Origin of the sequence: Pseudoalteromonas sp. ASV78 (genome assembly GCF_047806705.1) — a bacterium.
Taxonomy (GTDB): Bacteria; Pseudomonadota; Gammaproteobacteria; order Enterobacterales; family Alteromonadaceae; genus Pseudoalteromonas; species Pseudoalteromonas prydzensis_A.
This window is the reverse complement of the sequence record NZ_JBLOPA010000001.1, coordinates 2,415,189-2,439,641: the sequence shown is the minus strand read 5'-3', so window position 1 is coordinate 2,439,641 and position 24,453 is coordinate 2,415,189. Positions and strand designations below refer to the sequence as shown.

General features: G+C 38.7%; 22 protein-coding genes, 1 tRNA gene and 3 pseudogenes. 22 read left to right on the top strand and 4 right to left on the bottom strand.

Going from position 1 to position 24,453, the window contains the following annotated elements; all coding sequences use genetic code 11:
• Positions 1-56: 56 nt before the first annotated feature.
• The 5 genes from ACMVDV_RS11125 to ACMVDV_RS11105 all read left to right on the top strand — a co-directional run bounded on the left by ACMVDV_RS11125 (position 57) and on the right by ACMVDV_RS11105 (position 3,553).
• Positions 57-1,241: an RNA ligase RtcB family protein gene (locus tag ACMVDV_RS11125; protein WP_416158160.1), complete on the top strand. Its 1,185-nt coding sequence runs from the start codon at positions 57-59 to the stop codon at positions 1,239-1,241.
• A 2-nt stretch (positions 1,242-1,243) separates the two neighbouring features.
• Positions 1,244-1,900, top strand: a complete 657-nt coding sequence (gene prfH / locus ACMVDV_RS11120; protein WP_416158159.1) for a peptide chain release factor H — start codon at positions 1,244-1,246, stop codon at positions 1,898-1,900.
• Entirely contained in the window at positions 1,900-2,250 is a 351-nt protein-coding gene (locus ACMVDV_RS11115) for a low molecular weight protein tyrosine phosphatase family protein (protein WP_416158158.1), read from the top strand. Before prfH ends, ACMVDV_RS11115 begins: the two co-directional genes overlap by 1 nt.
• Positions 2,251-2,528: 278 nt before the next feature.
• Positions 2,529-2,605, top strand: a tRNA-Ile gene (locus tag ACMVDV_RS11110).
• Positions 2,606-2,827: 222 nt separating this feature from the next.
• Positions 2,828-3,553, top strand: a complete 726-nt coding sequence (locus tag ACMVDV_RS11105) for a sce7726 family protein (RefSeq protein WP_416158157.1) — start codon at positions 2,828-2,830, stop codon at positions 3,551-3,553.
• 9 nt (positions 3,554-3,562) lie between these two features.
• Here the strand turns inward: ACMVDV_RS11105 and ACMVDV_RS11100 are convergent, their stop codons facing one another.
• Positions 3,563-4,690, bottom strand: coding sequence for a beta family protein (locus tag ACMVDV_RS11100; protein WP_416158156.1), 1,128 nt, complete (start codon positions 4,688-4,690; stop codon positions 3,563-3,565).
• A 1-nt stretch (position 4,691) separates the two neighbouring features.
• A complete protein-coding gene (locus tag ACMVDV_RS11095) occupies positions 4,692-5,072 on the bottom strand; it encodes an ImmA/IrrE family metallo-endopeptidase (RefSeq protein WP_416158155.1) in 381 nt (126 codons plus the stop codon).
• 217 nt (positions 5,073-5,289) lie between these two features.
• Between ACMVDV_RS11095 and ACMVDV_RS11090 the strand changes: the two genes are divergently transcribed.
• The 14 genes and pseudogenes from ACMVDV_RS11090 to ACMVDV_RS11025 all read left to right on the top strand — a co-directional run bounded on the left by ACMVDV_RS11090 (position 5,290) and on the right by ACMVDV_RS11025 (position 21,700).
• Positions 5,290-5,487 carry an IS66 family transposase gene (locus tag ACMVDV_RS11090; protein ID WP_416158154.1) on the top strand — a complete coding sequence of 66 codons (198 nt, stop codon included), beginning with the start codon at positions 5,290-5,292 and terminating at the stop codon, positions 5,485-5,487.
• Positions 5,468-5,803, top strand: coding sequence for an IS66 family transposase (locus ACMVDV_RS11085; protein WP_416158153.1), 336 nt, complete (start codon positions 5,468-5,470; stop codon positions 5,801-5,803). The genes ACMVDV_RS11090 and ACMVDV_RS11085 overlap by 20 nt, the downstream gene beginning before the upstream one ends.
• Entirely contained in the window at positions 5,800-6,222 is a 423-nt protein-coding gene (locus ACMVDV_RS11080) for an IS66 family transposase (RefSeq protein ID WP_416158152.1), read from the top strand. The genes ACMVDV_RS11085 and ACMVDV_RS11080 overlap by 4 nt, the downstream gene beginning before the upstream one ends.
• Before the next feature lie 160 nt (positions 6,223-6,382).
• Complete coding sequence (locus tag ACMVDV_RS11075; protein ID WP_416158151.1) at positions 6,383-7,861, top strand: thioredoxin family protein; 1,479 nt, start codon at positions 6,383-6,385, stop codon at positions 7,859-7,861.
• Positions 7,862-8,233: 372 nt separating this feature from the next.
• A complete protein-coding gene (locus ACMVDV_RS11070; RefSeq protein WP_416158150.1) occupies positions 8,234-9,364 on the top strand; it encodes a c-type cytochrome in 1,131 nt (376 codons plus the stop codon).
• Between the two features lie 2 nt (positions 9,365-9,366).
• The gene (locus tag ACMVDV_RS11065) at positions 9,367-10,038 is read left to right on the top strand and encodes a hypothetical protein (RefSeq protein ID WP_416158149.1); all 672 of its coding nucleotides are present in this window, start codon (positions 9,367-9,369) and stop codon (positions 10,036-10,038) included.
• Positions 10,019-13,069, top strand: a complete 3,051-nt coding sequence (locus ACMVDV_RS11060; RefSeq protein ID WP_416158148.1) for an efflux RND transporter permease subunit — start codon at positions 10,019-10,021, stop codon at positions 13,067-13,069. Before ACMVDV_RS11065 ends, ACMVDV_RS11060 begins: the two co-directional genes overlap by 20 nt.
• A 50-nt stretch (positions 13,070-13,119) precedes the next feature.
• Entirely contained in the window at positions 13,120-14,151 is a 1,032-nt protein-coding gene (locus ACMVDV_RS11055; protein ID WP_416158147.1) for a trans-sulfuration enzyme family protein, read from the top strand.
• Position 14,152: 1 nt separating this feature from the next.
• Positions 14,153-15,559 (top strand): KamA family radical SAM protein, encoded by a 1,407-nt coding sequence (locus tag ACMVDV_RS11050; protein ID WP_416158146.1) that lies wholly within the window; start codon positions 14,153-14,155, stop codon positions 15,557-15,559.
• A 3-nt stretch (positions 15,560-15,562) separates the two neighbouring features.
• Complete coding sequence (locus ACMVDV_RS11045; RefSeq protein WP_416158145.1) at positions 15,563-17,014, top strand: class I tRNA ligase family protein; 1,452 nt, start codon at positions 15,563-15,565, stop codon at positions 17,012-17,014.
• A gap of 110 nt (positions 17,015-17,124) precedes the next feature.
• Positions 17,125-17,846, top strand: a pseudogene (locus tag ACMVDV_RS11040) (IS5 family transposase).
• A gap of 111 nt (positions 17,847-17,957) precedes the next feature.
• Positions 17,958-19,184 carry an MFS transporter gene (locus tag ACMVDV_RS11035; protein ID WP_416158144.1) on the top strand — a complete coding sequence of 409 codons (1,227 nt, stop codon included), beginning with the start codon at positions 17,958-17,960 and terminating at the stop codon, positions 19,182-19,184.
• Positions 19,185-19,234: 50 nt separating this feature from the next.
• Positions 19,235-20,479 carry an ATP-grasp domain-containing protein gene (locus tag ACMVDV_RS11030; RefSeq protein WP_416158143.1) on the top strand — a complete coding sequence of 415 codons (1,245 nt, stop codon included), beginning with the start codon at positions 19,235-19,237 and terminating at the stop codon, positions 20,477-20,479.
• Between the two features lie 6 nt (positions 20,480-20,485).
• Positions 20,486-21,700 (top strand): ATP-grasp domain-containing protein, encoded by a 1,215-nt coding sequence (locus tag ACMVDV_RS11025; protein ID WP_416158142.1) that lies wholly within the window; start codon positions 20,486-20,488, stop codon positions 21,698-21,700.
• A gap of 71 nt (positions 21,701-21,771) precedes the next feature.
• Here the strand turns inward: ACMVDV_RS11025 and ACMVDV_RS11020 are convergent.
• A pseudogene (locus ACMVDV_RS11020) lies at positions 21,772-21,924 on the bottom strand (IS3 family transposase); the annotation flags it as partial.
• A gap of 80 nt (positions 21,925-22,004) precedes the next feature.
• On the opposite strand from ACMVDV_RS11020, the gene tnpA reads away from it, so the two are divergent.
• The 3 genes and pseudogenes from tnpA to ACMVDV_RS11005 form a co-directional block, all read left to right on the top strand.
• The gene (gene tnpA / locus ACMVDV_RS11015; RefSeq protein ID WP_416158141.1) at positions 22,005-22,301 is read left to right on the top strand and encodes an IS66 family insertion sequence element accessory protein TnpA; all 297 of its coding nucleotides are present in this window, start codon (positions 22,005-22,007) and stop codon (positions 22,299-22,301) included.
• Complete coding sequence (gene tnpB, locus ACMVDV_RS11010) at positions 22,301-22,546, top strand: IS66 family insertion sequence element accessory protein TnpB (protein ID WP_416158140.1); 246 nt, start codon at positions 22,301-22,303, stop codon at positions 22,544-22,546. The genes tnpA and tnpB overlap by 1 nt, the downstream gene beginning before the upstream one ends.
• 547 nt (positions 22,547-23,093) lie before the next feature.
• Positions 23,094-23,321 (top strand): annotated as a pseudogene (locus tag ACMVDV_RS11005) (reverse transcriptase N-terminal domain-containing protein); the annotation flags it as partial.
• Between the two features lie 15 nt (positions 23,322-23,336).
• Here the strand turns inward: ACMVDV_RS11005 and ACMVDV_RS11000 are convergent.
• A protein-coding gene (locus ACMVDV_RS11000; protein ID WP_416156808.1) for an IS3 family transposase occupies positions 23,337-24,451 on the bottom strand; the annotation gives its coding sequence in 2 pieces (ribosomal slippage) (positions 23,337-24,199 and positions 24,199-24,451; 1,116 coding nt in all).
• Positions 24,452-24,453: the final 2 nt, after the last annotated feature.

Genomic DNA, 24,453 nt, shown 5'->3' with positions numbered 1-24,453 from the left:
CAATTCGTATTTCGTTTTAATCCTATTTTTCTAACAAAGAAAAAGGAATTGGTATTATGGGCAAATCCGTCCAAAAAATAACTGATAAAGTTAGCCTTATTGCGTCTGCTGATACGTGGATTGAAGGGCTGGCAATACAGCAACTGATCAAAACATCAGAGCTAAATGGTATGCAACGTGTTGCGGGCATGCCTGATTTACACCCAGGTAGAGGGTATCCTATCGGGGCTGCATTTTTCACTACCAACAAAATTTACCCTGCTTTAGTGGGTAACGATATTGGCTGCGGTATGGCGCTGTGGCAAACCACAGCCAAAGTAGCAAAAGTAAATTTGGATAAGCTAGCCAAAAAATTTACAGATATTGAGCTGCCACTCGATGAAAGTTGGTTCTCAATTATAGAAAGTAGCAAAGCGGCAAAAAATATTACTATCAAGGGTTATGATAGTGCCTTGGGCACCATTGGTGGCGGTAATCATTTTGCTGAGTTTCAAGCTATTGATGAGATATACAATCAAAGTGCCTTAGATGAGTTAGGGCTAAGTAAAAAGCATCTTCAATTATTGGTTCATTCAGGCTCGCGGGGGTTAGGGCAATCAATATTGGTTGAACATATAGCGGGTCATAATCACGATGGCTTATGTGAAGGTGATGCTGATTTTAAAGATTACATGAGCAAGCATGATGAAGCTGTGCGCTTTGCAGAGCTTAATCGTGAGTTGATCGCTAAGCGGTTTTTAGAGGCTATACGAGCAAATGGTGAGTGTAGCTTAGATATTAACCATAATTTAGTATCGGCTAAAAATATTAATGGTTGCGATGGCTGGTTACACAGAAAAGGTGCAACACCGAGTGATAAAGGTTATGTAGTGATCCCAGGCTCTCGTGGTGATTACAGTTATCTTGTAAAACCAGTATTTACAGCGTTGAGTGATAATGACCTAGCATTGCAGGAAAGTATCAATACTAGTTTATTTTCACTTGCGCACGGCGCGGGGCGTAAATGGCAGCGGGGTGAATGTCATGGCCGATTAGGCCATAAATATAAGCGCGAAGATTTATACCGTACAGCGTTAGGTAGCAGAGTTATTTGTGGTAATAAAGAATTGCTATACGACGAAGCACCCCAAGCGTATAAAAAATGTGAAACGGTTATAAGTGACATGGTTGATGCAGGGTTAATAGAGGTGGTAGCTAAGTTACGACCCGTTTTAACCTTCAAAACAAATGGAGGTTGTTGATCATGATATTACTGCAATTATCAGCAGGGCAAGGACCTATTGAGTGCTGTAAAGCTGTAAGTTTAGCGTTAAAAATGATTAAAAAACAATGCCTAGCACAAGGTATAAAACTTGAGATTATTGAGGTTGTTAGCGCAATCGAACGAGACTGTTTAAAGTCGGTTTTATTGCAACTTGATTCAACAGTCGATAGCGCGGCTAAGCAATTAGCTCAGTCATGGCAAGGTGCGATGTTGTGGGTATGTCAAAGCCAGTATCGGCCTAAGCATAAACGTAAAAACTGGTTTTTTAGTGGGCAACTGTACGACATTGATGAAAGCAAGCTTGAGCAAGGCGTAACTTTTCAAACATGTCGCGCGTCTGGCGCTGGCGGCCAACATGTTAATACCACTGATTCAGCAGTCAGAGCCACCCACACAGCAACGGGTATTTCGGTACGTGTTGAGAGTGAGCGCAGTCAGCATGCCAATAAGCGTTTAGCAAGAGTGCTGTTGTTTCAAAAACTAGAGCAACTAGCATTAGATAAAATGACTCAGCAAGAAACAGCACGTTGGCAACAGCACTGGGAAGTTGAGCGTGGTAATCCTGTAAAAACATTCACTGGTGAAAAGTTTACTTTAAAGCATGACTGCTCAGCTAATAAAGGAGTACATAATTAATGAAGGAATATAAAGTGGAAAATGTACTTTTCATTTGTAGTCGCAATAAGTGGCGAAGCCCAACGGCTGAGCAAGTATGGAAAAACCACCCAGAGCTCGCTGTTAGCTCAGCAGGCACCAGCCCTAATGCAAAGAGAACAGTGAATGCCAAAATGATGCAATGGGCTGATGTCATATTTGTTATGGAGCAAAAACACAAAAATAGACTTAAAGCGCAATTTGGACATTTATCAACGTATAAAGATATTCAAGTATTAGATATTGCTGATGAATATCAATATATGGATAACGAGTTAGTAAGTATTATAAAACAAAGCGTTGGCAGCTATTTAGGGCTAACTTTAGCGTAGCGTTTTTTATCTTGTTTGTGAATCGGTACGAACAAGATAAAACATTCGCGACTAAAGTCGTTCCTACGTGATATAAGTACTCGTGTGAATGGCTTTAGTCACCAACAAAAGCTCTTTGCGACTACTATTTAAGCAGTTAGCTTGTTGATTGTTAAAATAAAGGTTTTTGCTAGTGACAAGCCAGTAAAAACTTTTTATACTGCAACCCGCTTTAACCGCTTAGGTGGTTAAACGCTTCAAAAATTAGCCCTTGTTTAAAATAGACGCTAATACAAAATGGCCCCTTAGCTCAGTTGGTTAGAGCACACGACTCATAATCGTTAGGTCCCCAGTTCAAGTCTGGGAGGGGCCACCACTTTTCAAAGCTTCCCAAGTAAAGACCTACTAACAGAAATTACTCTGTGCTACCTCTGTGCTACTCTAAGTATAAGAGTTTTACTTTGATTTACCATCCTTTAGGTATGTATAATGCTCAATTAGGTTTATTAATCCTCTGTATCTATTTTTAGTTAGTGTCCATACTTAGCTCTAAAGATAGTAACTCAAGATCAAAAAAATTAATTAAGGCTTAGCTATTATGAAACGGCTTTTGGAATCAGATATAAAATCCTTAACCATCAAAGAACTAATAAAACGTAAGCTTTTAAATAAAGACTCTCTGATCATGAGTGAATTAGTAGTTGGCAATTTTTTAAGAAGAGTTGATTTAGCATTTACGTATCAAAACCGCTTGATAGCAATAGAGATAAAAAGCGAAGCAGATTCGCTCTATCGGCTCTCTGGTCAGTTGGATACGTACCTTCAATACTTTGATAAGGTTATAGTTGTAGCTGATTCAAAGTTTATCCCCAAGCTTATATCTGAATCGCCAGCTAATATAGGCCTTTGGGAGTTAGAAGAAAACACAATCAAAGTAAGGCGTAAAGGTCGCTTTCAACAAAACGTTTCAAAAGAAAATTTATTAGATTTTCTTGATGTTGTAGACTTGCTAAAGCTTACATCAAACTTGAATTTCAAAGTTGATAGAAATAGAGCTGATCTGGAACAAGCTGCAAAAAAACTTTCAAAAGCTGTAATCAAGAGTGCGGCTTTGAAAGCTCTTCAAAGGAAGTTTAGGGAACCAACAAGTCGTTTCTTAACACAAACATGTTCTGATGAAATTAAGGCAGAAGACTTAAAGTTATTAAGCAGATTTCAAGATCAAAAAAGTTTTGCAGAAGAAAGTAGAAAGCGAAACTTTGATTTCTGGAACAATCTAGATAACTACCTAGTTAGCTTGAAAAGCTTCGCTGAAAGTGTATAACTAAAGTTATTAGTCAACCCAGTCATCATCAGTATCTTGAATTTCAGTAATGTTGTCATAATAAAGCTGGGTGTGTAGATGCTTATTTATTCTCACTGCGGTTGCCTTTTGAGCTGAGTCTATTCCGTAGTCATCTCCCTTTGCTGTTAATTCAATTAGGTAGTTTGAATATAAAGCTAGGGATTCTTCCCAGTAATCTTGCAACATGATATCTGCAGCAATTTGTGTATAAAGTTGTTTTTTTTGCTTTTTCTTTGTATTTTTCTCTTCTTCTGAATTTGCATTATTCAGATTTGATGGCAGCTCTCGTCTAATAAAATGCCACTCATTGCGGCATGCATAATCAATTCTAGGTGGAGGTGTACCTGCGCCTCCCGATTGTTTTTCAGCTCTTGCACTCCCTCTATCCGAATAAATAAGCTCAGGCAGTTGTAGTCTGACTCGATCAAATAAGGCTCTCTCATGGATGGAGTTACAGCCTTTATAGTACCCACCAAATGAATCAGGAAATGAAGTAGATGATAATGATAGCTTCGCGTTAGGTAGTAGGTTGTTAATTGTTAATAGTAGGTCTGTAATTGTGCCGTGAGTATCAACAGCGTCTCGTGTTATTTGTTCTAGGTCTAATATTATAAGTATATTTTCTGTGCCGATGAGGTACGGTGTTATCCTTTCTAGTACAGCTAATTGAATGTCAACTTGTTTGAGTCTTAAAACAACTCCTCTATTTAAACTAACGAGATTATTAAGTTGTTGTTGGAACTCTGATAAGTCTTGCAGCTGTAAACATGGAATTAAATATTTTTCTTTCTGAATAAACTCATACCAGTTTCTATACCCACTTCTAGAGTCCATTAAAGCCAAAATTTCTTGATGCACTTCTCTAAGTTTCGATTGGTCTCTGGTTTTTAGGTCTGCGTGATCTATATCCGCAATCCAAAAATCTTCTTTGCCAAGAGAGCTCCTAACACGCTCCAAAGAACTACTAAGTTTATTTGCAGTAGCCCAAGATTTAATAGGAAATAATGGCAAGATGAGTTGCTTGTCTTTAGCTGGTAGCTCTTTTAAAGCCGTTGTTTCAGCTGGACTAATTGATAAAATTGGGCAGTACTTATAATCAAACTCGTTAGTAAACATCTTAAAATCCTTTTTTTCCTAATCGAATTTCCATAGCGGGTATAGAAAGTTTCGATAAATTAGCCAAGTACTCAACACGCTCTTCAAAGCGAAGGTTACTCGATAGTGACTCTGAATCAATTAATGAAAACGGCATTACTATATCAGCTGCTAGTCTATTTGCCTCAGCTTCTAATGAGTTAGATAAAGATGATCGGAAGAGCATTGTATCAACGATTCCATCTCCAATTTTGTCACGATGTAGCAAAAAGTGAGCTATCTCATGGGCAAGTGTAAATCTTTGCCTTTCTTCAGAGTCATGCCTATTTATTTTTACAATGACTTCTCCATTAGTCTCTTTAATCTCACCTGAAATACCAGAAGTTAAACCCCACCATAACAATGAAGGCTTAACTAGAAACGTTAATTGTTTTCTTGCTCTTCCCTCTCTAATACCATTTCGCTTAAATATCTGATCTAATATAGGCCATATAAAATCACCGATTAAATAACGTTGAACTCACACATAGTACACCCTGATTTCAGGTAGTAAGTGCGACACTCATGGGATCGCGTAGAAGAGGAAGCCAACAGCTGAAGGTGGTACGCTGATCAACTGGATGCAAAAAGGGATTGAACTGCTGCGCCCCATCTACCTGGCCAAGTGGCGGTATATCCTGCAAAGTAAGGTGCTGGCGATGGACGAGGTACCAATGAAGGTTGGCCTGAAAAAAAGCGCCGGCCGACAACCCGGGCACATGAAACAAACCTACTTCTGGCCGATCTATGGCGAGCAGGATGAGGTGGCTTTTACTTGATCGCCCGGTCGCGGCATGCAGCATACGAAAAGCCCAATTGGCGGATTTTAACGGCACCTTGCAAACCGATGGCTATGCCGCCTACAGCAAAGCGGTCAGCCAACTGAACCAGCAGGAGCAGCAGATCACCCACGCCAGTTGCTGGGCGCACACCCGACGCGCCTTCGAAAAGGCCCTGAAGATGGTGCCGGAAGCGGCACAACAGGCACTGGGTCAGGTAGCCGTGCTGTACCAACACGAAAAGCATATCCGCGATGAACAGCTCGATTTGTCACAGAGCCGGAATACCGCCTCAAGCACAGTGAGCCAGTGGTGAACGACTGCTTTCGCTGGCTATACCAGCAACGGCAGCGCATTGATCTGCTGCCGTCCAATCCGCTGAGTAAGGCGCTGCTCTATGCCCACGAGCGCGAAACACAGCTACATGTGTTTCTGGCCAATCCAGGGGGGCCGGTCGAAACCAATCACCTGGAGCGGGCGCAGCGGGTGATTCCCATGGGGCGCAATAATTTTTTGTTCTGTTGGACAGAAATCGGCGCAGAACAACTGGGGATCCTGCAAAGCCTGATGGTCACCTGCCGCCTTCAGGGCGTGAACCCCTACTATTATCTGGTGGATGTTCTGCAACGGATCAGCCTGCCTCCGGCCAGAGACGTCCTTGACCTCACCCCCAGGGTCTTGAAAGACAAGTTCAAGGATAATTTTTTAACCAGCAACTTGGCTCAAATGGGGTGAGCCGGGTTTACATCAATCGATTAGGTTAACGTTAACGTTACAAAATTAATGTTTTACTAAAATGTTTTTTTGTGTTTCTATAATGGATATTTCGATTTTTATTTAGATTGCCTAACAAATCGAAATTTTTGGACATAATATAATAAGAGGGAGAATTGTTATGAGTATTAACTGGTTAAGTCAGAATCACTATGAAAAAGCAATGGAATTATCAAAAGAAAGTGGGAAACCAATACTTATCTATTTTCACAGTGAAACATGTCTAGGTTGCCAAAATATAAAAAGTAACATTCTGGTAGAACAAGCCACTTTAAAGAAAGTTGAGAGTAGAACGATTCCTGTTTGGGTTGAAGTTGAGTCGGATAAGCCTGATCCGATGATTTCAAGATTAGTTGGTAGTCATATTTTTATTATGTCGCCGACAGTACAGCTTATTGACCATAATGGGGATATTTACCACAAATTCTTGGGAGCTCCATTGCACACGAGATTGTCACTTGGCTACACTAAGGTACATCATGATATTTTTGGTGATTTAGATCAGCACAAGTTCAATCAACAACTAGAAATTGGCTTGGCAAAATGGGATATGTTCCGTAAAGATTATGGTAAGGCTGTTGAGCAATTCGATAATATTATGGATGCAAATAACGAGCAAAGTTTAGCTTACCGAGAAGCAGCTTATTGGCAGCCAATTGCGTCTAATGAAGGGGGGTATCCTGAAGATGAAACGCAAGTGTCTGTAAATGGCTTATCCCCTTTGGCGAAAGAAGTTAAGTTATTCTGTGATACGCTGAAAGACGTTCCAGATTCAGATTTGATGATTGACTGGAAAGGCGACGCGGTTAAAGGTTGGGAGCACTATACTGATTGTTTGCGTGAGTTTGTCTTTGGGGTTTATCAATGTTTAATCGATTTCAGCATTGAAGTTAAAGGTAATCGTGCTCGCGATGGTCAACAACTTACCGCCGTGCAAGAAGTATTACGTGAATGGCAAGTTGCATTTCGTGCTTTACAAGGTGTGATGGCTGGTCTTAAAGGCGCGGATGTAGATGCACAGCATCTTGATGAAAATTATTCATTAGGTAAGCAAAGAACGATTAGAAATAATTATGTTCATTGTGTTATGGCGGAGTTTTGGGCTCATGCAACGTCAATTCGCAATACTTTACATGGTATCCGTAATGGTGAGGAAAGTTCTTTAAAGAACAAAAAACCTATTCTTGATACTGTTGAGAAGTATGGTCTTCCACCAGAGAACTTTGGTGATATCAATGCACTAATTGATATTTCAGAGTCAACTCATAAGCAACTAATGGAAGAGTTTTCTAACATCACTGATGAGGAACTTGATAGTGGTTATGCTTGGTGGGAAAACAATGAAATTACAATACGATTCCGCTTAAATCGTATGGGATGGCATATTTATGACCATATTGCCGTTATTGAAACCATCTGTGAGCGTATCGGTAGAGTTCGCAGTGAATGTGAGCGTCTAGTGGCATTGTTATACACTGCTCTTGGTAAAGCTGAGTCAGAATTAGTTGGTTTAAATGATGAGCAACAACAGTTATTGTCGACAAAAATTGTTGAAGTGATGAAAGACCGTCGTATGAAATTAGAGAAAATCTATAAGTAAGCAACGTAAATGGGGCATGGTCACTATTTAGATCGACTAGATTTTGATAGTGCGCCATGGTTTTTGAATTTACAGGAACTTAAATGAAGTTCGTTCCATGTAAGAAGTCAGGCATTCGAAAATTAAGCTAGTTGATATAAGTATTCTCATAGGGAATACCCAATCGCCGAAAGGACTCTCATATATTCCTCATTGAGATGATGCGCATTATTTAAGTAAATAGGTTTCGATGTGCATCGTGTAAGTTGGCTACATGAGATTTTTTATCCACTTTTCTGGTTTTGGTTAGCATTAGTTTGACGGTTTTTTAATCGAGTGAAATCGATTCTGACTTTAAGCATGTTAATTTTAGTTTACTTAATAGGCTTGAAAATGAAAATCTTATTTTTATTGGTTGCACTTTATTGTTCAACGATTGCACCCACTGCATCTGCTAGTGTTTACGATACCCTGTTAAGCGTTGATGAAAAAAAACGCGCTGAATCTATGTATCAACAATATTGCTCGCTTTGCCATGGTAAAAACCGTGAAGGTCATGCAGCAGATCATGCGCCATCGTTGCGCTCTAAAAGTCTTATGTCTACAGCCCCTACAGCTTATTTATCTATTGCTGTTGAATTTGGTCGGCCAGGTACAGCTATGTCTGCTTATCTTGATGAAATGGGTGGGCCGTTAAATATTGACGATATCACTATGTTGGTTAAATGGTTAAAAGCTGAAAGTGGTCACAAAGATGTGAAATTTTCAAAGGATATTGTTAATGGCGATGCTATAGCAGGTAAGACAGTTTATCAAGCTCAGTGTGCTTCTTGTCATGGTGATAAGGGAGAGGGGCATGTTGGCCCAGCTTTAAGTAATAATACGTTTTTATCTTATGCAACGGATGACTTTATTAAATACGCTATTGTCAACGGTCGCGATGGTACGCCGATGCCTGCTTTTAAGCAGCTTATTTCTGAACAAAGCATTAATGATTTAGTTGCTTATATTAGAAGTAATGTCTATGGCGATATACCAGTGAAAACTAAGCTTAGACCAATTCCTTCCGAAGAGGATTATATTTTAAATCCTAATAATCCTGCACCAGAGTTTAAAATAAAAGATGGGCGATACATATCAATTCATCAATTAAAACAAGCATTGGAAGATAAAAAACGCTTTGTTCTTTTGGATACTCGAACAAAGTCAGAGTGGTATAGCCTTCACATTCCCGGTTCCATTCCAATCCCTTATTACAGTGATGACAGTGAGGTGACCAAAGGGTTACCTAAAGATGGCACGTGGATTGTCGCTTATTGCGCTTGTCCAAGAGCGGCTTCTGAAACGGTGGTTGATGCGCTACGTGAAAATGGTTTTGTTAATACGTTAATTATATATGAAGGCTTTTTTGCTTGGATAGATGCGGAGTATCCTGTTAACTCCGGCAGAATTACTTCTGAGCCAGTTGAACTGAATAGAAATGGTGTTGTAGCTGTTGATAAGCAAGTCGAAAAAGGAGACTGACTATGCGATGCTGTCATTATTTAGCCGTTGTTTTTATATTTTTTCTTAGTGTTACAACTTTGCAAGTCAAGACCGAAGAGCTTGGTGCTGCGCAAGTTTATATTGAAGATGCGCGAGTGGTTGGGCGTTTAGTTTATGTAAAACGTAAATTGTTGTTGGCTAATGTTGAGGGCATTATTTCTGAGATTTTTGTCAGTGCAGGCCAGAAGATCTCTGAAAAACATGAAATGATTCGGGTAGCGAGTATTGATCCTGTGTTTAGTGATCAGACTGAATTTAATCATGAGCCTAATATTCATATCGGAGAATTTTTTGTTCGTAAAGGTGACAAAGTGCATCGCAATAGCCCGTTGTTGAGCATGGTTAGAAAAAAAGACTTGATAGCGACGGCTAATTTAGTGCCCCATAAAATAAAACATTTTAAGCTTGGCGACAAAGTATCGGTAAGAATTGACCCTGGTGAATCGTCTCAACAAATTTATGGTGAGGTTATCGCTATACATGAAGTGACTGTTTCTAGTCTTGCCCGGGTTAAAATTGATGTGAGATTAGACTCAGATTCGTGTCTACAAAATGTTGATTGTGCTTCTTTACTTGTCGCTAACAGTGTTGTTTTGATCTCTAAGTTGTCAAGTTCAAAACAAGAGAAAAGTAATGAATCTGGCAATACGTAACCCATTATTCTCTTTGACTTTAACCTTGCTTTTATTAGTGGTGGGCATGGTCGTTCTACCTCGGCTAGATGTTGCTTTGTATCCTGATGCAGATAGTCCGATGGCGCGTTCGACTTTATTCTATGAAGCCGATATAGAGGATTTTATCGATAATAAAGGGCTTAAGTTCGAGAAAGCTATACGAGGCTTAGATGGGGTTGAGTATGTTGAAGCTAAGTACATGAATGGTAAAGTTTATTATCATGTGTATTTTAGATTACGTGTAGATGTGTCTTTAGCGAAACGTAATTTACATGCCTTAGTATTGTCTTTTGCCGCACAATTACCTGAGTATTTGCCTGAGCCTGTGACAGATGTTATTAATGCAGGAACGGAAAACTATGTCATATTAAAGCCTCACGATATGTCAGTAACACAACTCAGTCATCGTATTGAACATGAACTCATACCGATGATTGACAATATCAATGGGGTAGCACGTACTAGTATTTCTGAACCAGTGGAAGAATCGATCATTATTCAGATCAATCCATTTAAAGTTTTGGATTTGGGCTTTAGTGTCCGTCAAATTGCCGAGAAACTAGAAACTTATAGATTTAATGCCCAGTTAGGCGCTTTTACACAAACTGAATATGGCAGAGTTGTGGTTAGTAGTGCACATCGGCCACAATCCTTGTCTGACATCGAAAATATTGTCATTGGTAAATATTATGATAGCCCTATTTATCTTCATGAAGTCGCATCGATAACTAAGCATATAAAACGTAGTCAACGGGTTTTTATGCACGAGGGTGAGGAAGTTCTTGCGCTAGGAATGTGGCCTGATGTGTCTGCCAATCTTTACCAAGTGTCTAAATCATTTCAACAAACTGTCTTTAAACAAATGGATGGTATTGCTGAAGTCATTATATTGAATGATCCCAGAGAGTTTATTGAAAAAGCGGTGAAAAATATTTTGTACTCAGTGCTTTCTGGTATTATAAGTGCTGGCGTTATTGTATTGTTTTTTTACCGTCGATTAACCCCTTTTGTTCAAATTAGTTTATCTATGCCCCTAGCTATTGGTATTGCATTCATTTTTATGTATCCACTGGGAATAGGCATTAATATTTTATCAATCGGTGCAATTGGTTTAACGATTGGCATGGTGGTAGATAGTGCGATTTTGGTTATCGATGCGATATTGAAACAAGCGAAAATTACCGCAGATGTTAATCAGCGGGTTGCGATTGCACTGAAACGAATTGGTCCAACCCTTGTTGCTTCCAATGTGACTTCAATCGCTATATATCTCCCTTTGCTTTTCAGTGTACCTCAGGTCTATGGTTTATTATTTGATATTGCGATGGTGGCCATTATTTTGCTCATTGTATCTATGTTGGTGTCGCTATTTTTTATTCCTGCATTATATATAAAGTTCACTTCGCCAAAGGCTTTAGATACTCAAAAGGTACAAAAAGAATTTACTACCATGGAAAACGGTTTGATGAGTAGTTTCATTGCTAAAACGTTTGAAAAAAAGTGGTTTTCATTTCTTATTATCTTTAGTGCTCTATCTGTGTCGGGTGGAGGGATTTATCTGTTGTTTCCTAAACTTGAAAAAGAGGTTATTGCACAACCAAAAGCTGAAATTATCGATATTTATATTGGATTTTCTGTTGATGGTCTGGCCTTTTCAGAGAAGGCTAATTATCTGTCTGAACTCAATGATACTGCGAAATCCTTATTAGGTAGCGATCTGAAGTCAATTTATTGGGATATTCGAAAAAGTGAAGCTTACATTTCAATAAAATTAAATTCTTATAAAACTTTTGAAAGGAATTTTAAAGCGTTAACCAAACACATTAAGTCTAATGATGATTACACTATTATGATCGATCCATGGATCACTTCTTCACTTAAAATTTCCGCAAAAGATCATGTTAATTTATTGATGTCGGGTAGGGAAGAAGCAAGGGCTTTGGCCACTAAAGTATATCAATTTTCCCAAGAACACCCCTGGGTTAAAGGGGTTAAAATGACACCTAATAACCTCAAAAATAACAATATTGACATAAAATTTCGTGAGCTTTTTGCTAGCAGCAATGTCAGTGTTATTAATTTGGATTTATCTTATGAATTATTGAGCGAACTTCAATATTCAGTGGAACCTGTTGAGGTTTTTGATATACGCCAAGATAACCGTGCAATCAAGGTCAAGTTGGTATCAGGGGAGATAGAAAAGAATCTGAATGAATTGCAATACATGCCTATGTTGATTGAGAATGAGACTTTTCTAGCAGATGAAATATATACCATTGAGAGTAAGCAAAGATGGCGAGACTATTTTGCTTATAATGGGAGAGAGTTCTCACAATTAAAAGTTGAATTAAAACCCAAATATGCTAATCGCCATCATATCGATATGATGGAACGTTCGTTATCTCAGTTTATTAATGATACCGATAGTCATACGTCTTATCTTTTTATAGATGAATTTAAGAAAAGAGAATCTTCTATCAATTCTTTGGTGTTTTCATTACTGTTTAGTGTAGCTTTAGTTGTCGTTGTTTTAATTGGTCATTTTGGACGCTGGAAGCCTGTATTGATATGCCTTAGCGCTATCATGTTTAGTATTTTTGGTGCCATGTTAATGCTTTTATTACTGCAATATCCTTTGTCACTCAATGGGATGTTGGGGTTGATGATTCTAAGCGGTTTAAGTGTTAATAATATCATTATCATGTTGGAAATTTTCAACCACCAGAGCAAGTTTTGCCATAGCTTTCCAAGCCTTGTTTTGCATACGTTAAAACAGCGCCTACAGGCTTTATTAGTCACGAATTTAACTACTATTATCGGTATGCTACCGATAGCCATTGGATTTGGTCCTGCGAAAGATATAGTTAAACCATTGGGTATCACTGTGTGTTACGGCCTGATTATATCAACACTCTTAATCTTGATAACCATACCCGCATTTTTAAGATTCTTACAACCAGCAACTTCGACAGTTTCATCTCAAATGAAAGATGATTCTTTAGTTGTGTGAGTACAGGGCAAACTACTCTACCAACATTATGACAAGGAAAGAAGCATAAAGTGTTAAAGCAATCTCTTGTAGAACATCGGAATTTTGAATATCAATTACTGGCAAAAGTCTTGTGTGAATTAGAACAAGCAAAGCAAACAATTATATTGCCTTCTGGCACAAGCGCTATTTTTGCCACCATTTTTACATTCGCGAAACCTGGTACACATTTATTGATATGCGATAATGTTTATGGACCTACGCGCACGATTTGTGAGCGTTTGTCTCAACAGGCCCTATGTGACTTAAGTTATTTTTCTCCTAATGATGTTGCAGATATTCAATCTCATATTAAAGAAAATACCAAGCTTATCGTATGTGAAACCGCGGGTTCATGGACTTATGAGTTGATTAACTTACCTTTACTAAAAGCTAGCTTAGCTGGTCGCTCGATCCCTATTGCTATTGATAATAGTTGGGCAAGTCCACAAGCCTACAAACCGCTGTGTTTAGGGGCAGATATTGTTATCGAATCAATCAGTAAATATATTGGTGGTCAAGATGGGTTAATATTAGGTGCAATTGCTTGTAATGAAGAACAAATAGAAAGTTTACAACAAACCGTTCGATTGCTTGGATTTGATGAAGGCGTAACTCGCAATAGTTGTGATGCGGCGCTCAGGGGAGTGGATACTCTCGATATTCGGTTAGATAAAATTCAACGCAGCAGCGCCGAAATACTACATCATCTTAATGATCACTCACAGGTCAAGCATCTTTACCATCCTTTGTATGCTAATTCTCAATGCCAAGAGATTTTAAGTCGAGATTTTAAGGGGCATACAGGTGTGTTTTCACTTGAGCTTTTTGGTGGTGAGGCCGCTGCAGAGCGTTTAAAAACCTTAAGGCTATTTGAGCTTACTACTGGCTGGGGAGGAAGTCAGAGTAAAGCACAATGGATGCCGACAGTTGCGACGAAAATTGTTCGAACAATTCAGAAGCTACCAGATGAATGGAATGTATTTCGGTTTAGTATCGGACTGGAAAATACAGAAGCATTGATTGAAGACTTAACTCAATGGTTATCAAATAGGGAGTTGTAATATGAATATAAATATTCTAGAGACTAGTGATCTTGATAATATTAGCAATGACACTCAAGTAGGCGATTGTTCTAATGCTGCTATGTCAGATTATCTTAACTTTCGCACAGGAGATTTTTGGCGGAAGCTTGTGCCATATGAAAATGTCACTGCAAGTGAATTTAATGATCATCGTTGGCAGGTGAAGAATTCGATTTCTAGCCAAAGAAGAGTCATTGAGTTTTTGAAAAAAGTCGCATCAGAAGATTTTATTGAAGAGGTTGAGAAGGCGTTAAATAAAGTACCGATGAGAGTGAGAATTACGCCGTATATGTTAAGTTTGATTGATTGGGATTCGCCAGTCAATGATCCTATTCGTTTACAGTTTTTACCTTTATCTTCAGAGATTTGTGAAGACCATCCAATGTTGACTTTAGATTCTTTAAATGAGCAAGCGGATTCTCCAATTGAACATTTGGTGCATCGATATCCTGATAAAGTATTGTTTCTTCCTCAATCTAGTTGTCCTGTATATTGTCGCTATTGTACGCGAAGTTATGCTGTTGGCGGTAGCACTGATACTGTAGAGAAAAAGTCCGGTAGATTGTCGGCATTTGATGAAGAAGCGATTTTTGCTTATTTAAGTGAGCATACAGAAATTGAAGATGTCGTAGTCAGTGGGGGTGATCTTTATAATTTAACTGGTACGGAAATGCGCCATTTAGGTATTCGATTATTACGCTTACCTAATATAAAAAGGATCAGACTTGCAACAAAAGGTCTGGCGATAAGTCCGATGAGAATTCTTAATCACGATGATTGGACACAAGCTTTAATTGAGATCTCTGCTGAAGGCAGACGCTTGCATAAACAAGTTGCATTACATACACATTTTAATCATTGCCAAGAGATCACTGATATTACTCGTCAGGCAATGCAGGTATTGTATGCCAATCATGTTACGGTTCGGAATCAAGCGGTTATGCTCCGTGGTGTCAACGATAGCTATAAAGCTCAGAGTGAGTTAATTAAATTACTTTCTGCACTGAATATTCAACCTTATTATGTTTATCAGCATGACATGGTTCAAGGTTTAGAGTTCTTACGAACGCCGCTTTGGAGAATGTTAGAAATTGAAGAGAAGGTAAGAGGTATTACCGCTGGTTTTAACATTCCGACTTTTGTTGTTGATTTGCCAAATGGAGGCGGTAAACGAGATGTTTGGTCATTCCGTTATTATGATCAAGAAACTGGACTGAGTGTCTATCGTGCACCTAGCGTTAAAGAAAATACATACTTTTTCTATGCCGATCCTTTGCATAGCTTGAGCTATGAAAATGCTGTCAAATGGGATGAAAAAGGTGCGGTTGAAAAATTCAAAAAACAAGCACTTGATAGTGCGCAAAGAAATAGTTTTAAGTCGAGGTAAGAAATGAAAGATAAGGCATATATACTGATGTCAGCCATGCCTACACCTAATGGGCATATACACCTAGGGCATATTGGCGCTCAATTTTTACCAATGGATGTATTAAAAAGACATTATCATCGCAAGGGGTTAAAAGCGGTAACTGTGAATGGCTTTGATGTATTTGATAACTCAGTACTATTTTCCGCTCAGCAGGAAAATCGTGATGCTGTTGAAACTGTTGATGAATATGTTAATGCAATTAAAGGAGATCTTGAATATTTAGATATTTTCCAAGATTGTATTATCAATTATTTAGATGACGATCATAAGCAAGGGTTTACTGATGTTGTTAATGAAGTCGATGGCTTGCTAGCAGAATATAAGGTTGATGTGACTGCGCAATTTCCTTTTACCGTTGAACAAAATATTCCTGTCAGTGGCAAATGGTTAAATGGTATATGTGGTTATTGTGGCAGTAAAGTCAGTAGTTTTAGTTGCGATGCTTGTTCAAGGGTACTTGATGCTGTTCACATAAAATCGCCTTATTGTCTAACTGGTGAAGCAATGAAATGGCATCAAGTACCGAAAGAGGACTTGACTATTTCATGGGCCTCACTCACTAAATATTATGCCAAGTTAAGTATTCCTGAAACGTTGTCTTATTTAACAGAAGCAAATCAAGCCGAAGAAACATTTACTATCCCATGGACAACTTATGATCGTTGGGGGATTAGTTGTGGTGATAATAGCAAAGTTTTTATGCATAGTAATTTTACTTTTATCGAGCAAATCTATTTAGGTGAAAAGATAAAGCAACAGCTTGGTTTGGCATTGAATCCATTTGATGCTGACTCTGATACTGTCAACATATTTGCTTATGGTAAAGATAATGCCGGTTTATTGTTACGAAACATACCTGCTTTAGCTTTGGCAACAAACAAATATAGGAGCTTCGATCATCATCATATTAGTCACTTTTTTACTTTAGAAGGTGAAAAAATCTCAACTAGTCGTAAACATGCTATTTGGGTTAATGATTTGAAACAAGATGAGCGCTTTTGTGTTGATGCTGTTAGGGGGTATATCTGTAAAAAGTACAATTTATATCAAAATACTGATATATCAATGTTGGAACTTCACCAATATCAGCAAGATTTTAATCAATTACATTACCAAACGGTTGAGCAGCAACTGGCAAGGATATCATCATTAGAGGGGATATTTGACGAACAGTTGTTTAACCAGTTATTAGAAAAACAGGAACTCGCATTAAATTATCAGCAACTGGATTTAACTACTGTTATTGAATGTATTGAACAATGGTGTCATTACGCACAGTCTGATGCGACATCGATCAACGGGGTTAAATGGCTGAAAGGTTATCTAATATTGGCCGCGCCTGTTTTTACTCAATTAGCTAGCAAAATTGACTACTGTATTAATGAGTATTCGGCTCCATTATCAGTCAACTGAATATTTAAAATAAAGCTTTAAGGCGTGTTGATCCTTCGAGTATGAATATTGAATGGCAAGGCGACTTGGTATAATTACTTTCGCCAAAAACTAACCACCACCAAGCCATCATGCCTAGAACCATGTTAACAGATGCCTTATGGCAGAAGCTATGCCAATTAATGCGCCAGACGGGTCGTATTTATAACAAACCCGAGCATCGAATCAGACCTCGAAGGCATTCTTTATTGAATGAGGACGGGTTGTCCCTGACGCGATTTACCCTCCGCATTTGGGTAATAGAGCACGGTATTTCGGCGCTTTCATCTCTGCTCTAAGAAAGGCGTTTTACAACAGATATTCAGTGAGTTAGCTTCATAGTACAGAATGGTTGTTTTTGGAAGGTAGTATCGTTCGTGCTCATCAACATGCAACAGGCGCAAGTACGAACGAGAGTGAATCTATAGGTAAAAGTCGAGGCGTCAATTCGACAAAAATCCATTTAGCCGTTGATAGTGGCGGTTTACCCGTTCATTTTGAACTAACAGGAGGCCAAGTTCATGATATATGCCATGCCGAAAGCCTTGTATGGAAGTCACCAGATGCGGATTGTGTAGTGGCTGACAAAGGATATGACAGTGAGAATTTACGGAGTTCTATTCGCGCCGCCCCGAAATTCCGAGACGAAAAAATGCCCGAAAAGGCAATCAAGGCATGAATTGGAGCCTGTATAAATACCGCCACTTAGTTGAAAATGCTTTTTGCGCGAATTGAAAATTTTAGAGCAATAGCAATATGTTACGATATGCTGGAAAGGAATTATGCCAGCATATTAGACTGGTATTTTCGATGATGTGGCTATGTAAACAGCCCCTAATAAAGTGTATAGGGAGCATGTTGATGATGGCGATATACTCTTTTTTATCAATTAATCATCATATAAGTATCTAAGGAAGCGTAATAGATGAATAGAATTTTAGGCATTTTCTCACTTGTTTACGCCGCAGATGGTTTTACCCTTGTGTTGTTACCATTGCTGGCATTACAGATATCAGATTCTGCACTTTTTGTCTCAGTTGTTCATTTTTGTCGCACAAGCCCATGGTTATTGCTTTCTTTACCTGTTGGTAAATTTATCGATATGCGTGGGGCTATATTTGCTTTCAAACTAGGTCAATATTTGCGAGTTAGCGTGTTAACTTTTTCGGTGGTTTATCTTAGTTTTTCTACTGATAATTACACCGCTCAAATGTTGCTATTAGTCGCAGCTTTTTTTGTTGGCGTTGGCGAGGTTGTATCTGATAATGCTTCTCAAGCGATGCTTCCACAGCTGTTTGAACCAGAGCAAATGTTGGCGGTTAATTCGAAAGTTCATTCTTTGGAAACATTGCTTTCATATTTTGTTGCACCGCCAGTAGCTGCTTTTTTGTTTGCTGATTCATTAATCAATGGTTTGTACATTTGTATAATAAGTTACGCTTTTGCTTTGGTTATATTTGTATGGGCAACAAAGGCGCAAAGTGCTAGTGAAAAGGTATCTACTGCAAAAGATGCGCAACAGAGTATCTGGGCCGGTTGGAGAATATTAAGACGTTCAAAAGTACTAAATGCCTTAATGACTACTACCTGTATAAGTAATTTTGTTTTAGCTGGTCTTACGGCGATATTACCTTTTTATATTATTCATGAATTAGGTGAAGATGAATCGCTATACGGTATGGCGTTGAGTGTTTACGCTGTTGGGTTTGTCATCAGTGCAAATTCCGCCAATAGAATAACTCAAGGTTTTAATCAATATAAAATCTTGCAATGGATTATTGCGTTATTTCCGTTACCGTTTTTGATAGTGATATTATTTCCTCATCTTTTTACTTTGTATATCTCATTGTTTATTTTGGGTTTACTGATTGGCGTTTGGGGATGTATTACAGTTACTTATCGACAAACTTATACGCCGCCTTTTTTATTGGGGCGAGTGAATGCCAGTTTTAGAATGTTATCATGGGGAGCGATGCCGCTAGGTGCACTACTTGCCGGTTTACTATCAGACAGATTTAATGTCGAATGGTTTTTGATGATCGCATTAGTTATGACTTTGCCAATGTGGTATTTCATTCGTTTTTTAAATATTCATCATATTACACGTGACCAAAGGTTTTTAACTAAATGTAGTAATGTCGGAATTTTATAAACCACAGATTGGCATCAACAGTTGCAACTAATTATTTCAGGGAGTTAGTAATGAACATACTAATATTAAACGAGCTTAATCTTGATTATGCTCCTTATCACGATTGGTTTAAGGGGCAGTTTGATGCGCTTTATCTACTATCCACAACCAATACGATTGACTGTATCCATAAAGCGGATGAGGATATTCTTCAATATTATGAAAAAGTAAAGTTTTTTGAAGATTATTCGGAAAATGGAGAAGTCGATTATGTCGCGATGCAGTGGTTAGAAAAGTACAAAATAGACAAGATCATTGCACTGGGTGAGTTTGATTTGATTCGAGCGGCAAAATTGCGAGAACACTATGGTATAGCTGGTCAAAATGTTCAAAGTGCATTGGCTTATCGCGATAAAGTCGTTATGAAACAATACATTGAAAATACCGATGTTGCTTTGCCCAATTATCATGAGGTAGATTACGGCACTGACTTATTAATTGGGATAAACGCTATTGGTTTGCCCTGTATATTAAAAACCCGCTCCGGTGGCGGAAGTATGGGCATTAGCGTGTTAAAAGCTCATAATGATGTACGCAAGGCTCTACGAGAACGCTTTAAAACTCAAGAAAGAGCGAATCTAATCTTAGAGGCTTTTGTTGAGTGTAACGTATACCATGTTGATGGAGTTGTTGAAAATGGTGAAATTCGCTCAATATGGCCATCTATGTACGTTAATAGTTGCCTTTCATACCAACAAGGTAAAGCGGTATGTAGTTATACCTTATCAGTTTCAAATCCATTAGTTGATATTTTAAAGTTAGCGACAAAAAAAGTGATAGAAGCTTTACCATCACCGGAAAATTTTGCTTTTCACGCTGAGTTTTTTGTTAATGATGCACAAGAAGTAACATTTTGTGAAATTGCAAGTCGGGTAGCTGGTGGAGGTATAAATGAGAGCTACACTCATGCACTAGGTGTTAACTTGGAAAAGTGTTTTGCGCTAGGTCAGCTAGGGGCTTTATTAGTTGAAGATTTTGGCTGGCAATCACCTAGGCATGGATTGTATGGTAGCTTATTGATACCACAAAATAGTGGTGTTCTTACTCGTGCTCCTAAATATTGCCCATTAGATTATGTTGTAGAGTTTGAACTAAGTGCTAAGGTAGGACAGGTTTTAGGTGCTGCACAATCGAGCGCTTCTCGTCTTGCGAGATTTGCATTTAAAGGAGCTGATGAGGAAGATATTTTAGCCAACATGCTGCGTATTTTGCCGTGGTTCAATGAACAAACTCAGTGGTTAACTAAAGTAGAGTAATTAGATATGAATAAGAAGCATTTTTGTATAGTTGGTGAAGGTCGTCCTGTACATAAAAAATTGAAGGATATGGGGGCATTACTAACATTGTTCATAAAGAATGATTGTTTACATCATGGGGACTCTGCTTTATATGATAGTATTCATAGCTTTGCTAAGACTGATGAACATACAAAATGGGCAGACGTAGCAGGCGTTATTCATCAACATCAGCCATTTGATAAAATTCTGTGTGTTGATGAGGAGTCTTTCGAGCAATATAAGGCTATTACTCAACATCTAGAGATTGAGGTTGAAAATATTACTGTAATGGAAAACGTGACTTATAAAGAGAAAGCTCGGCAGTTACTTCATGATAGTAATATTGACGATTCTCGTTTTTTTTATATCGATGATAAAGCAAAGATTAATCCTGGCATTGCCTATGTTGGCTTTCCATTAATTGTTAAACCCGTCAATGGTCAAGCGAGTGAAGGGGTTAAAATGTTTACTGAACAACAGCAAGCAAAAGCGATTGAATACATAGAAAAAGGTTTAAACCAAGGATCTATTTTGATTGAGCAATTCTGGGTTGGTTCTGAGTATAGTATTGAAACTTTGTCTGAAAATGGAGAACACTTTATACTAGGTATCACTAAAGCCTATGAAGATGATGTTACTTTTGTTGAAACTGGTCATTGTTTTCCTGCTCACGATTTAACTGACCGTGAGGTTGAACAGGTAAAACATTTTGTTTCTCGTTCATTAACTGCTTTGGGTATCAAAAATGGCGCGGGTCATACTGAAGTGATTCTCAGCAAAGGAGCGCCTAGATTTGTGGAAACCCACACCAGATGTGGTGGTGATCAAATTGTTGATTTAGTGAAGGCTGTCACAGGGCTTGATATGTTTACATTATGGTGTGAACAATTACTTGGCAATTCTATTGCCGATAAGAAATTATCACCATCTAGTTACGGTGCTTACGCAGCTATTCAATTTTTATATTCTGATAAACCTGGTCGCTTAAATACAATCCAAAAGGGTTTAGTTAAACCTAATGAAGGCAGATTTAAATTAAAAGTGGAAGCGCTTAAAGCTGAAGGTGAAGAGTTAAAAACCATAGAGAAAGTTGGTGACAGACTTGCCAGTGCGATTGCAATAGATAGCGATGGGGAGGCTGCATTGCAACAAGCCAGAGAAGCTTTAGATAAGTTTGAATATAGCATTTCGACACTTTAATCCGCATAGAGATTAAATCACTTTATCTATTTCCGGTAGCACATATTCTTCACTCGCTCATTTTGTAGTGGTCAACTAATTTTGGCCACAGTTTTAGAATCTTGATATCTAACCTCAGATTCATTTGACGCTAAACCTGCATTATAATGATGTGGCCTAACATTGTTATAATATCCGTTGATATAATCACTCGCACTATATTTAGCATCTTTAAAGTTTTCATAGTAAGCGTCTAGCAAAGTGCACCTGCCAGTAACTCGTCAAACCGATTAAGCTATTTCTGAATTTCAATTAGGAGATAGCCATGAGAAAAATGCGTAGCCTTGAGCAGTGGCGCAACATTATCGAAGAACAACAAGCCAGCGATTTAACTATTACTGAGTTTTGCCAGCAACATGCCTTATCAAAAACAAGCTTTTATGCGGCACGAAGTAAGCTTACTGCTGCATCTGGTAGTTTTGTTCGCGCAAAAGTCACTAAACACGTTGCTCCCACTGAACAGCAACAGCCGATCATTCTTGCTATCGGTAACGTGCAAGTCAGCTTGCCATCCACAATGCCTGCCACTTATCTGAGTCAACTGGTACGCGAGCTTGCCTAATGAAAATGTTCGTTGAACCTGCACATATTTACCTCTATCGCGATGCCGTGGATTTTCGAAAATCCATTGATGGTCTGGTCGCACTGGTTGAAGGCGAGCTTGAACGTGATGCTTACACTGGTGCATTATTTTTGTTCTGCAATAAAGCGAAAGACAAACTCAAGCTGGTTTACTGGGATAAAACGGGCTTTGCTTTGTGGTACAAGCGGTTAGGTGCGACAAGAAGTCGCTTTGTTTACTGTTGAACTTTGATTCAACCCTTCGTATTGCCGAAGGTTTCCTATTTCGATATGCGTCACTAGCAATGGTGGGGTGTGAAGCTCGAAAGACAATGTAGCCTTAAGTTCAATAGTGATGTTGAACAAACTGCAAGCATCATGCGGTTGGGCCCTAGGAATTAATGGTATGTGTAATTAACTGAACAGTTGTAACTGTCGTCATTGTAAACAAGCTAAAGATGCTGACAAGCTTGAACCAAAAGGTGTGGTGGACAAGTTAACATGCTCTAGTCTCATGTTACGCAATTTAATGTGCCCCCGGCGGATTGACTGACACTAACCCATTATGTGAATAAAGCGGAACTTGGTAAGCCCGTATGCTCCCTCGTTGAGGTAGTTTCTTCGTAAGAATGAATGACGGGCATGCGGGTAAAGGACGATGGAGAAAGCGAATGCCTTGCTGTAATGGCAAAGATAGATGTATTGAACGTGACATCATGCGAAAGCATAGCCCACTTCCATCGAGTGGTTAATCACAAGAAATTTGTAATAAGATTTTAGCTTAGGAATGCAAATGAATTGCTCTTATGAACAATGTGCACCTATAAACGAAGCGCAATGCTGGTCTAACATCGATTGGAAGGCTGCAAAGCGCTACGTAGGATCATTGCAAGCGCGTATTGTGAAAGCAGTAAAGCAAGGGAGAAAAGGGAAAGTTAAAAGCCTGCAATGGTTATTGACTCATTCCTTTTATGCGAAAGCCCTTGCGGTTAAACAAGTAACGGAGAACAAAGGGCGTAAGGTAATCCACCCATTTTTAATGGAGGCTAGCTGTAGAATTTTCGTTGTTTAACTTTTCCAGTTTTTGTATTGGTGTTATGCCACCTATGCCCATGTTAGGGCGTTCATTATTGTAAGTCCATAACCAATCGGTAGCTCTGTCTTGTAACTCACTAATGTCACTGTAAATATAATGACTTAGCCAGTCATAACGAACTGTTCGATTAAAGCGCTCTATATACGCATTTTGCTGTGGATTACCAGGTTGAATAAATCGTAATTCGATCTCATTATTCAATGCCCATTGAGCGAGTTTATGGCTAATATATTCTGGGCCATTATCACACCTGATGGCTTTAGGTTTACCGCGCCACTCTATAATTTGATTTAACGAGCGGAGCACACGCTCAGCAGGCAGTGATAAATCAGCATCAATAGTCAGTCCTTCGCGATTAAAGTCATCTATTACATTAAATAAACGACACGCTCTGCCATCCGCTAGTTGGTCATGCATAAAATCCATTGACCAGCATTCATTAATGGTTTCTGGTACAGCCAATGGCTCAGGTTTGTCTCTCTTTAAGCGTTTCCTAGGCTTTATTCGCAAGTTTAACTCAAGCTCACGGTAAATGCGGTAAACTCGTTTGTGATTCCATTTATATCGTTTTACATTGCGAAAATATAAAAAGCATAGCCCAAAGCCCCAATTGCGCTTTGATTCAGTCAAATCGAGTAACAGCTCTGCTATTTTTAAGTTTTCATTTTTTAATGTCGACGTATAGCGATAACACGTTTCACTGATCATGAAAGTGCGACAGGCTAAGGCAATACTCATTTTATTTGTACTAACGACTTCATGTGCCAATATCTTGCGCTCAGAAGCCTTCACCACTTTTTTGCCATAGCCTCTTGAATGACCTCGGATTTAAGTCGCTCTTCAGCATACATTTTCTTCAAACGACGGTTTTCATCTTCAAGTTCTTTCATTCTCGTCATTAAAGAGGCATCCATACCGCCGTATTTTGCGCGCCATTTATAAAAGGTTGAGTTACCCATACCATGTTCACGGCATAGCTCAGGGATCGGGACACCACTTTCGGCTTGCTTCAAAATAGCGAGGATCTGACTGTCTGTAAAATGTGCTTTTTTCATAA

What these genes read in the sequence shown, in the direction of transcription:
- ACMVDV_RS11125 (WP_416158160.1), top strand. Translation starts at nt 57, where the DNA reads ATGGGCAAATCCGTCCAAAAAATAACTGATAAAGTTAGCCTTATTGCG.
- prfH (WP_416158159.1), top strand. Translation starts at nt 1,244, where the DNA reads ATGATATTACTGCAATTATCAGCAGGGCAAGGACCTATTGAGTGCTGT.
- ACMVDV_RS11115 (WP_416158158.1), top strand. Translation starts at nt 1,900, where the DNA reads ATGAAGGAATATAAAGTGGAAAATGTACTTTTCATTTGTAGTCGCAAT.
- ACMVDV_RS11105 (WP_416158157.1), top strand. Translation starts at nt 2,828, where the DNA reads ATGAAACGGCTTTTGGAATCAGATATAAAATCCTTAACCATCAAAGAA.
- ACMVDV_RS11100 (WP_416158156.1), bottom strand. Translation starts at nt 4,690, where the DNA reads ATGTTTACTAACGAGTTTGATTATAAGTACTGCCCAATTTTATCAATT.
- ACMVDV_RS11090 (WP_416158154.1), top strand. Translation starts at nt 5,290, where the DNA reads ATGCAAAAAGGGATTGAACTGCTGCGCCCCATCTACCTGGCCAAGTGG.
- ACMVDV_RS11085 (WP_416158153.1), top strand. Translation starts at nt 5,468, where the DNA reads ATGAGGTGGCTTTTACTTGATCGCCCGGTCGCGGCATGCAGCATACGA.
- ACMVDV_RS11075 (WP_416158151.1), top strand. Translation starts at nt 6,383, where the DNA reads ATGAGTATTAACTGGTTAAGTCAGAATCACTATGAAAAAGCAATGGAA.
- ACMVDV_RS11070 (WP_416158150.1), top strand. Translation starts at nt 8,234, where the DNA reads ATGAAAATCTTATTTTTATTGGTTGCACTTTATTGTTCAACGATTGCA.
- ACMVDV_RS11065 (WP_416158149.1), top strand. Translation starts at nt 9,367, where the DNA reads ATGCGATGCTGTCATTATTTAGCCGTTGTTTTTATATTTTTTCTTAGT.
- ACMVDV_RS11060 (WP_416158148.1), top strand. Translation starts at nt 10,019, where the DNA reads ATGAATCTGGCAATACGTAACCCATTATTCTCTTTGACTTTAACCTTG.
- ACMVDV_RS11050 (WP_416158146.1), top strand. Translation starts at nt 14,153, where the DNA reads ATGAATATAAATATTCTAGAGACTAGTGATCTTGATAATATTAGCAAT.
- ACMVDV_RS11045 (WP_416158145.1), top strand. Translation starts at nt 15,563, where the DNA reads ATGAAAGATAAGGCATATATACTGATGTCAGCCATGCCTACACCTAAT.
- ACMVDV_RS11035 (WP_416158144.1), top strand. Translation starts at nt 17,958, where the DNA reads ATGAATAGAATTTTAGGCATTTTCTCACTTGTTTACGCCGCAGATGGT.
- ACMVDV_RS11030 (WP_416158143.1), top strand. Translation starts at nt 19,235, where the DNA reads ATGAACATACTAATATTAAACGAGCTTAATCTTGATTATGCTCCTTAT.
- ACMVDV_RS11025 (WP_416158142.1), top strand. Translation starts at nt 20,486, where the DNA reads ATGAATAAGAAGCATTTTTGTATAGTTGGTGAAGGTCGTCCTGTACAT.
- tnpA (WP_416158141.1), top strand. Translation starts at nt 22,005, where the DNA reads ATGAGAAAAATGCGTAGCCTTGAGCAGTGGCGCAACATTATCGAAGAA.
- tnpB (WP_416158140.1), top strand. Translation starts at nt 22,301, where the DNA reads ATGAAAATGTTCGTTGAACCTGCACATATTTACCTCTATCGCGATGCC.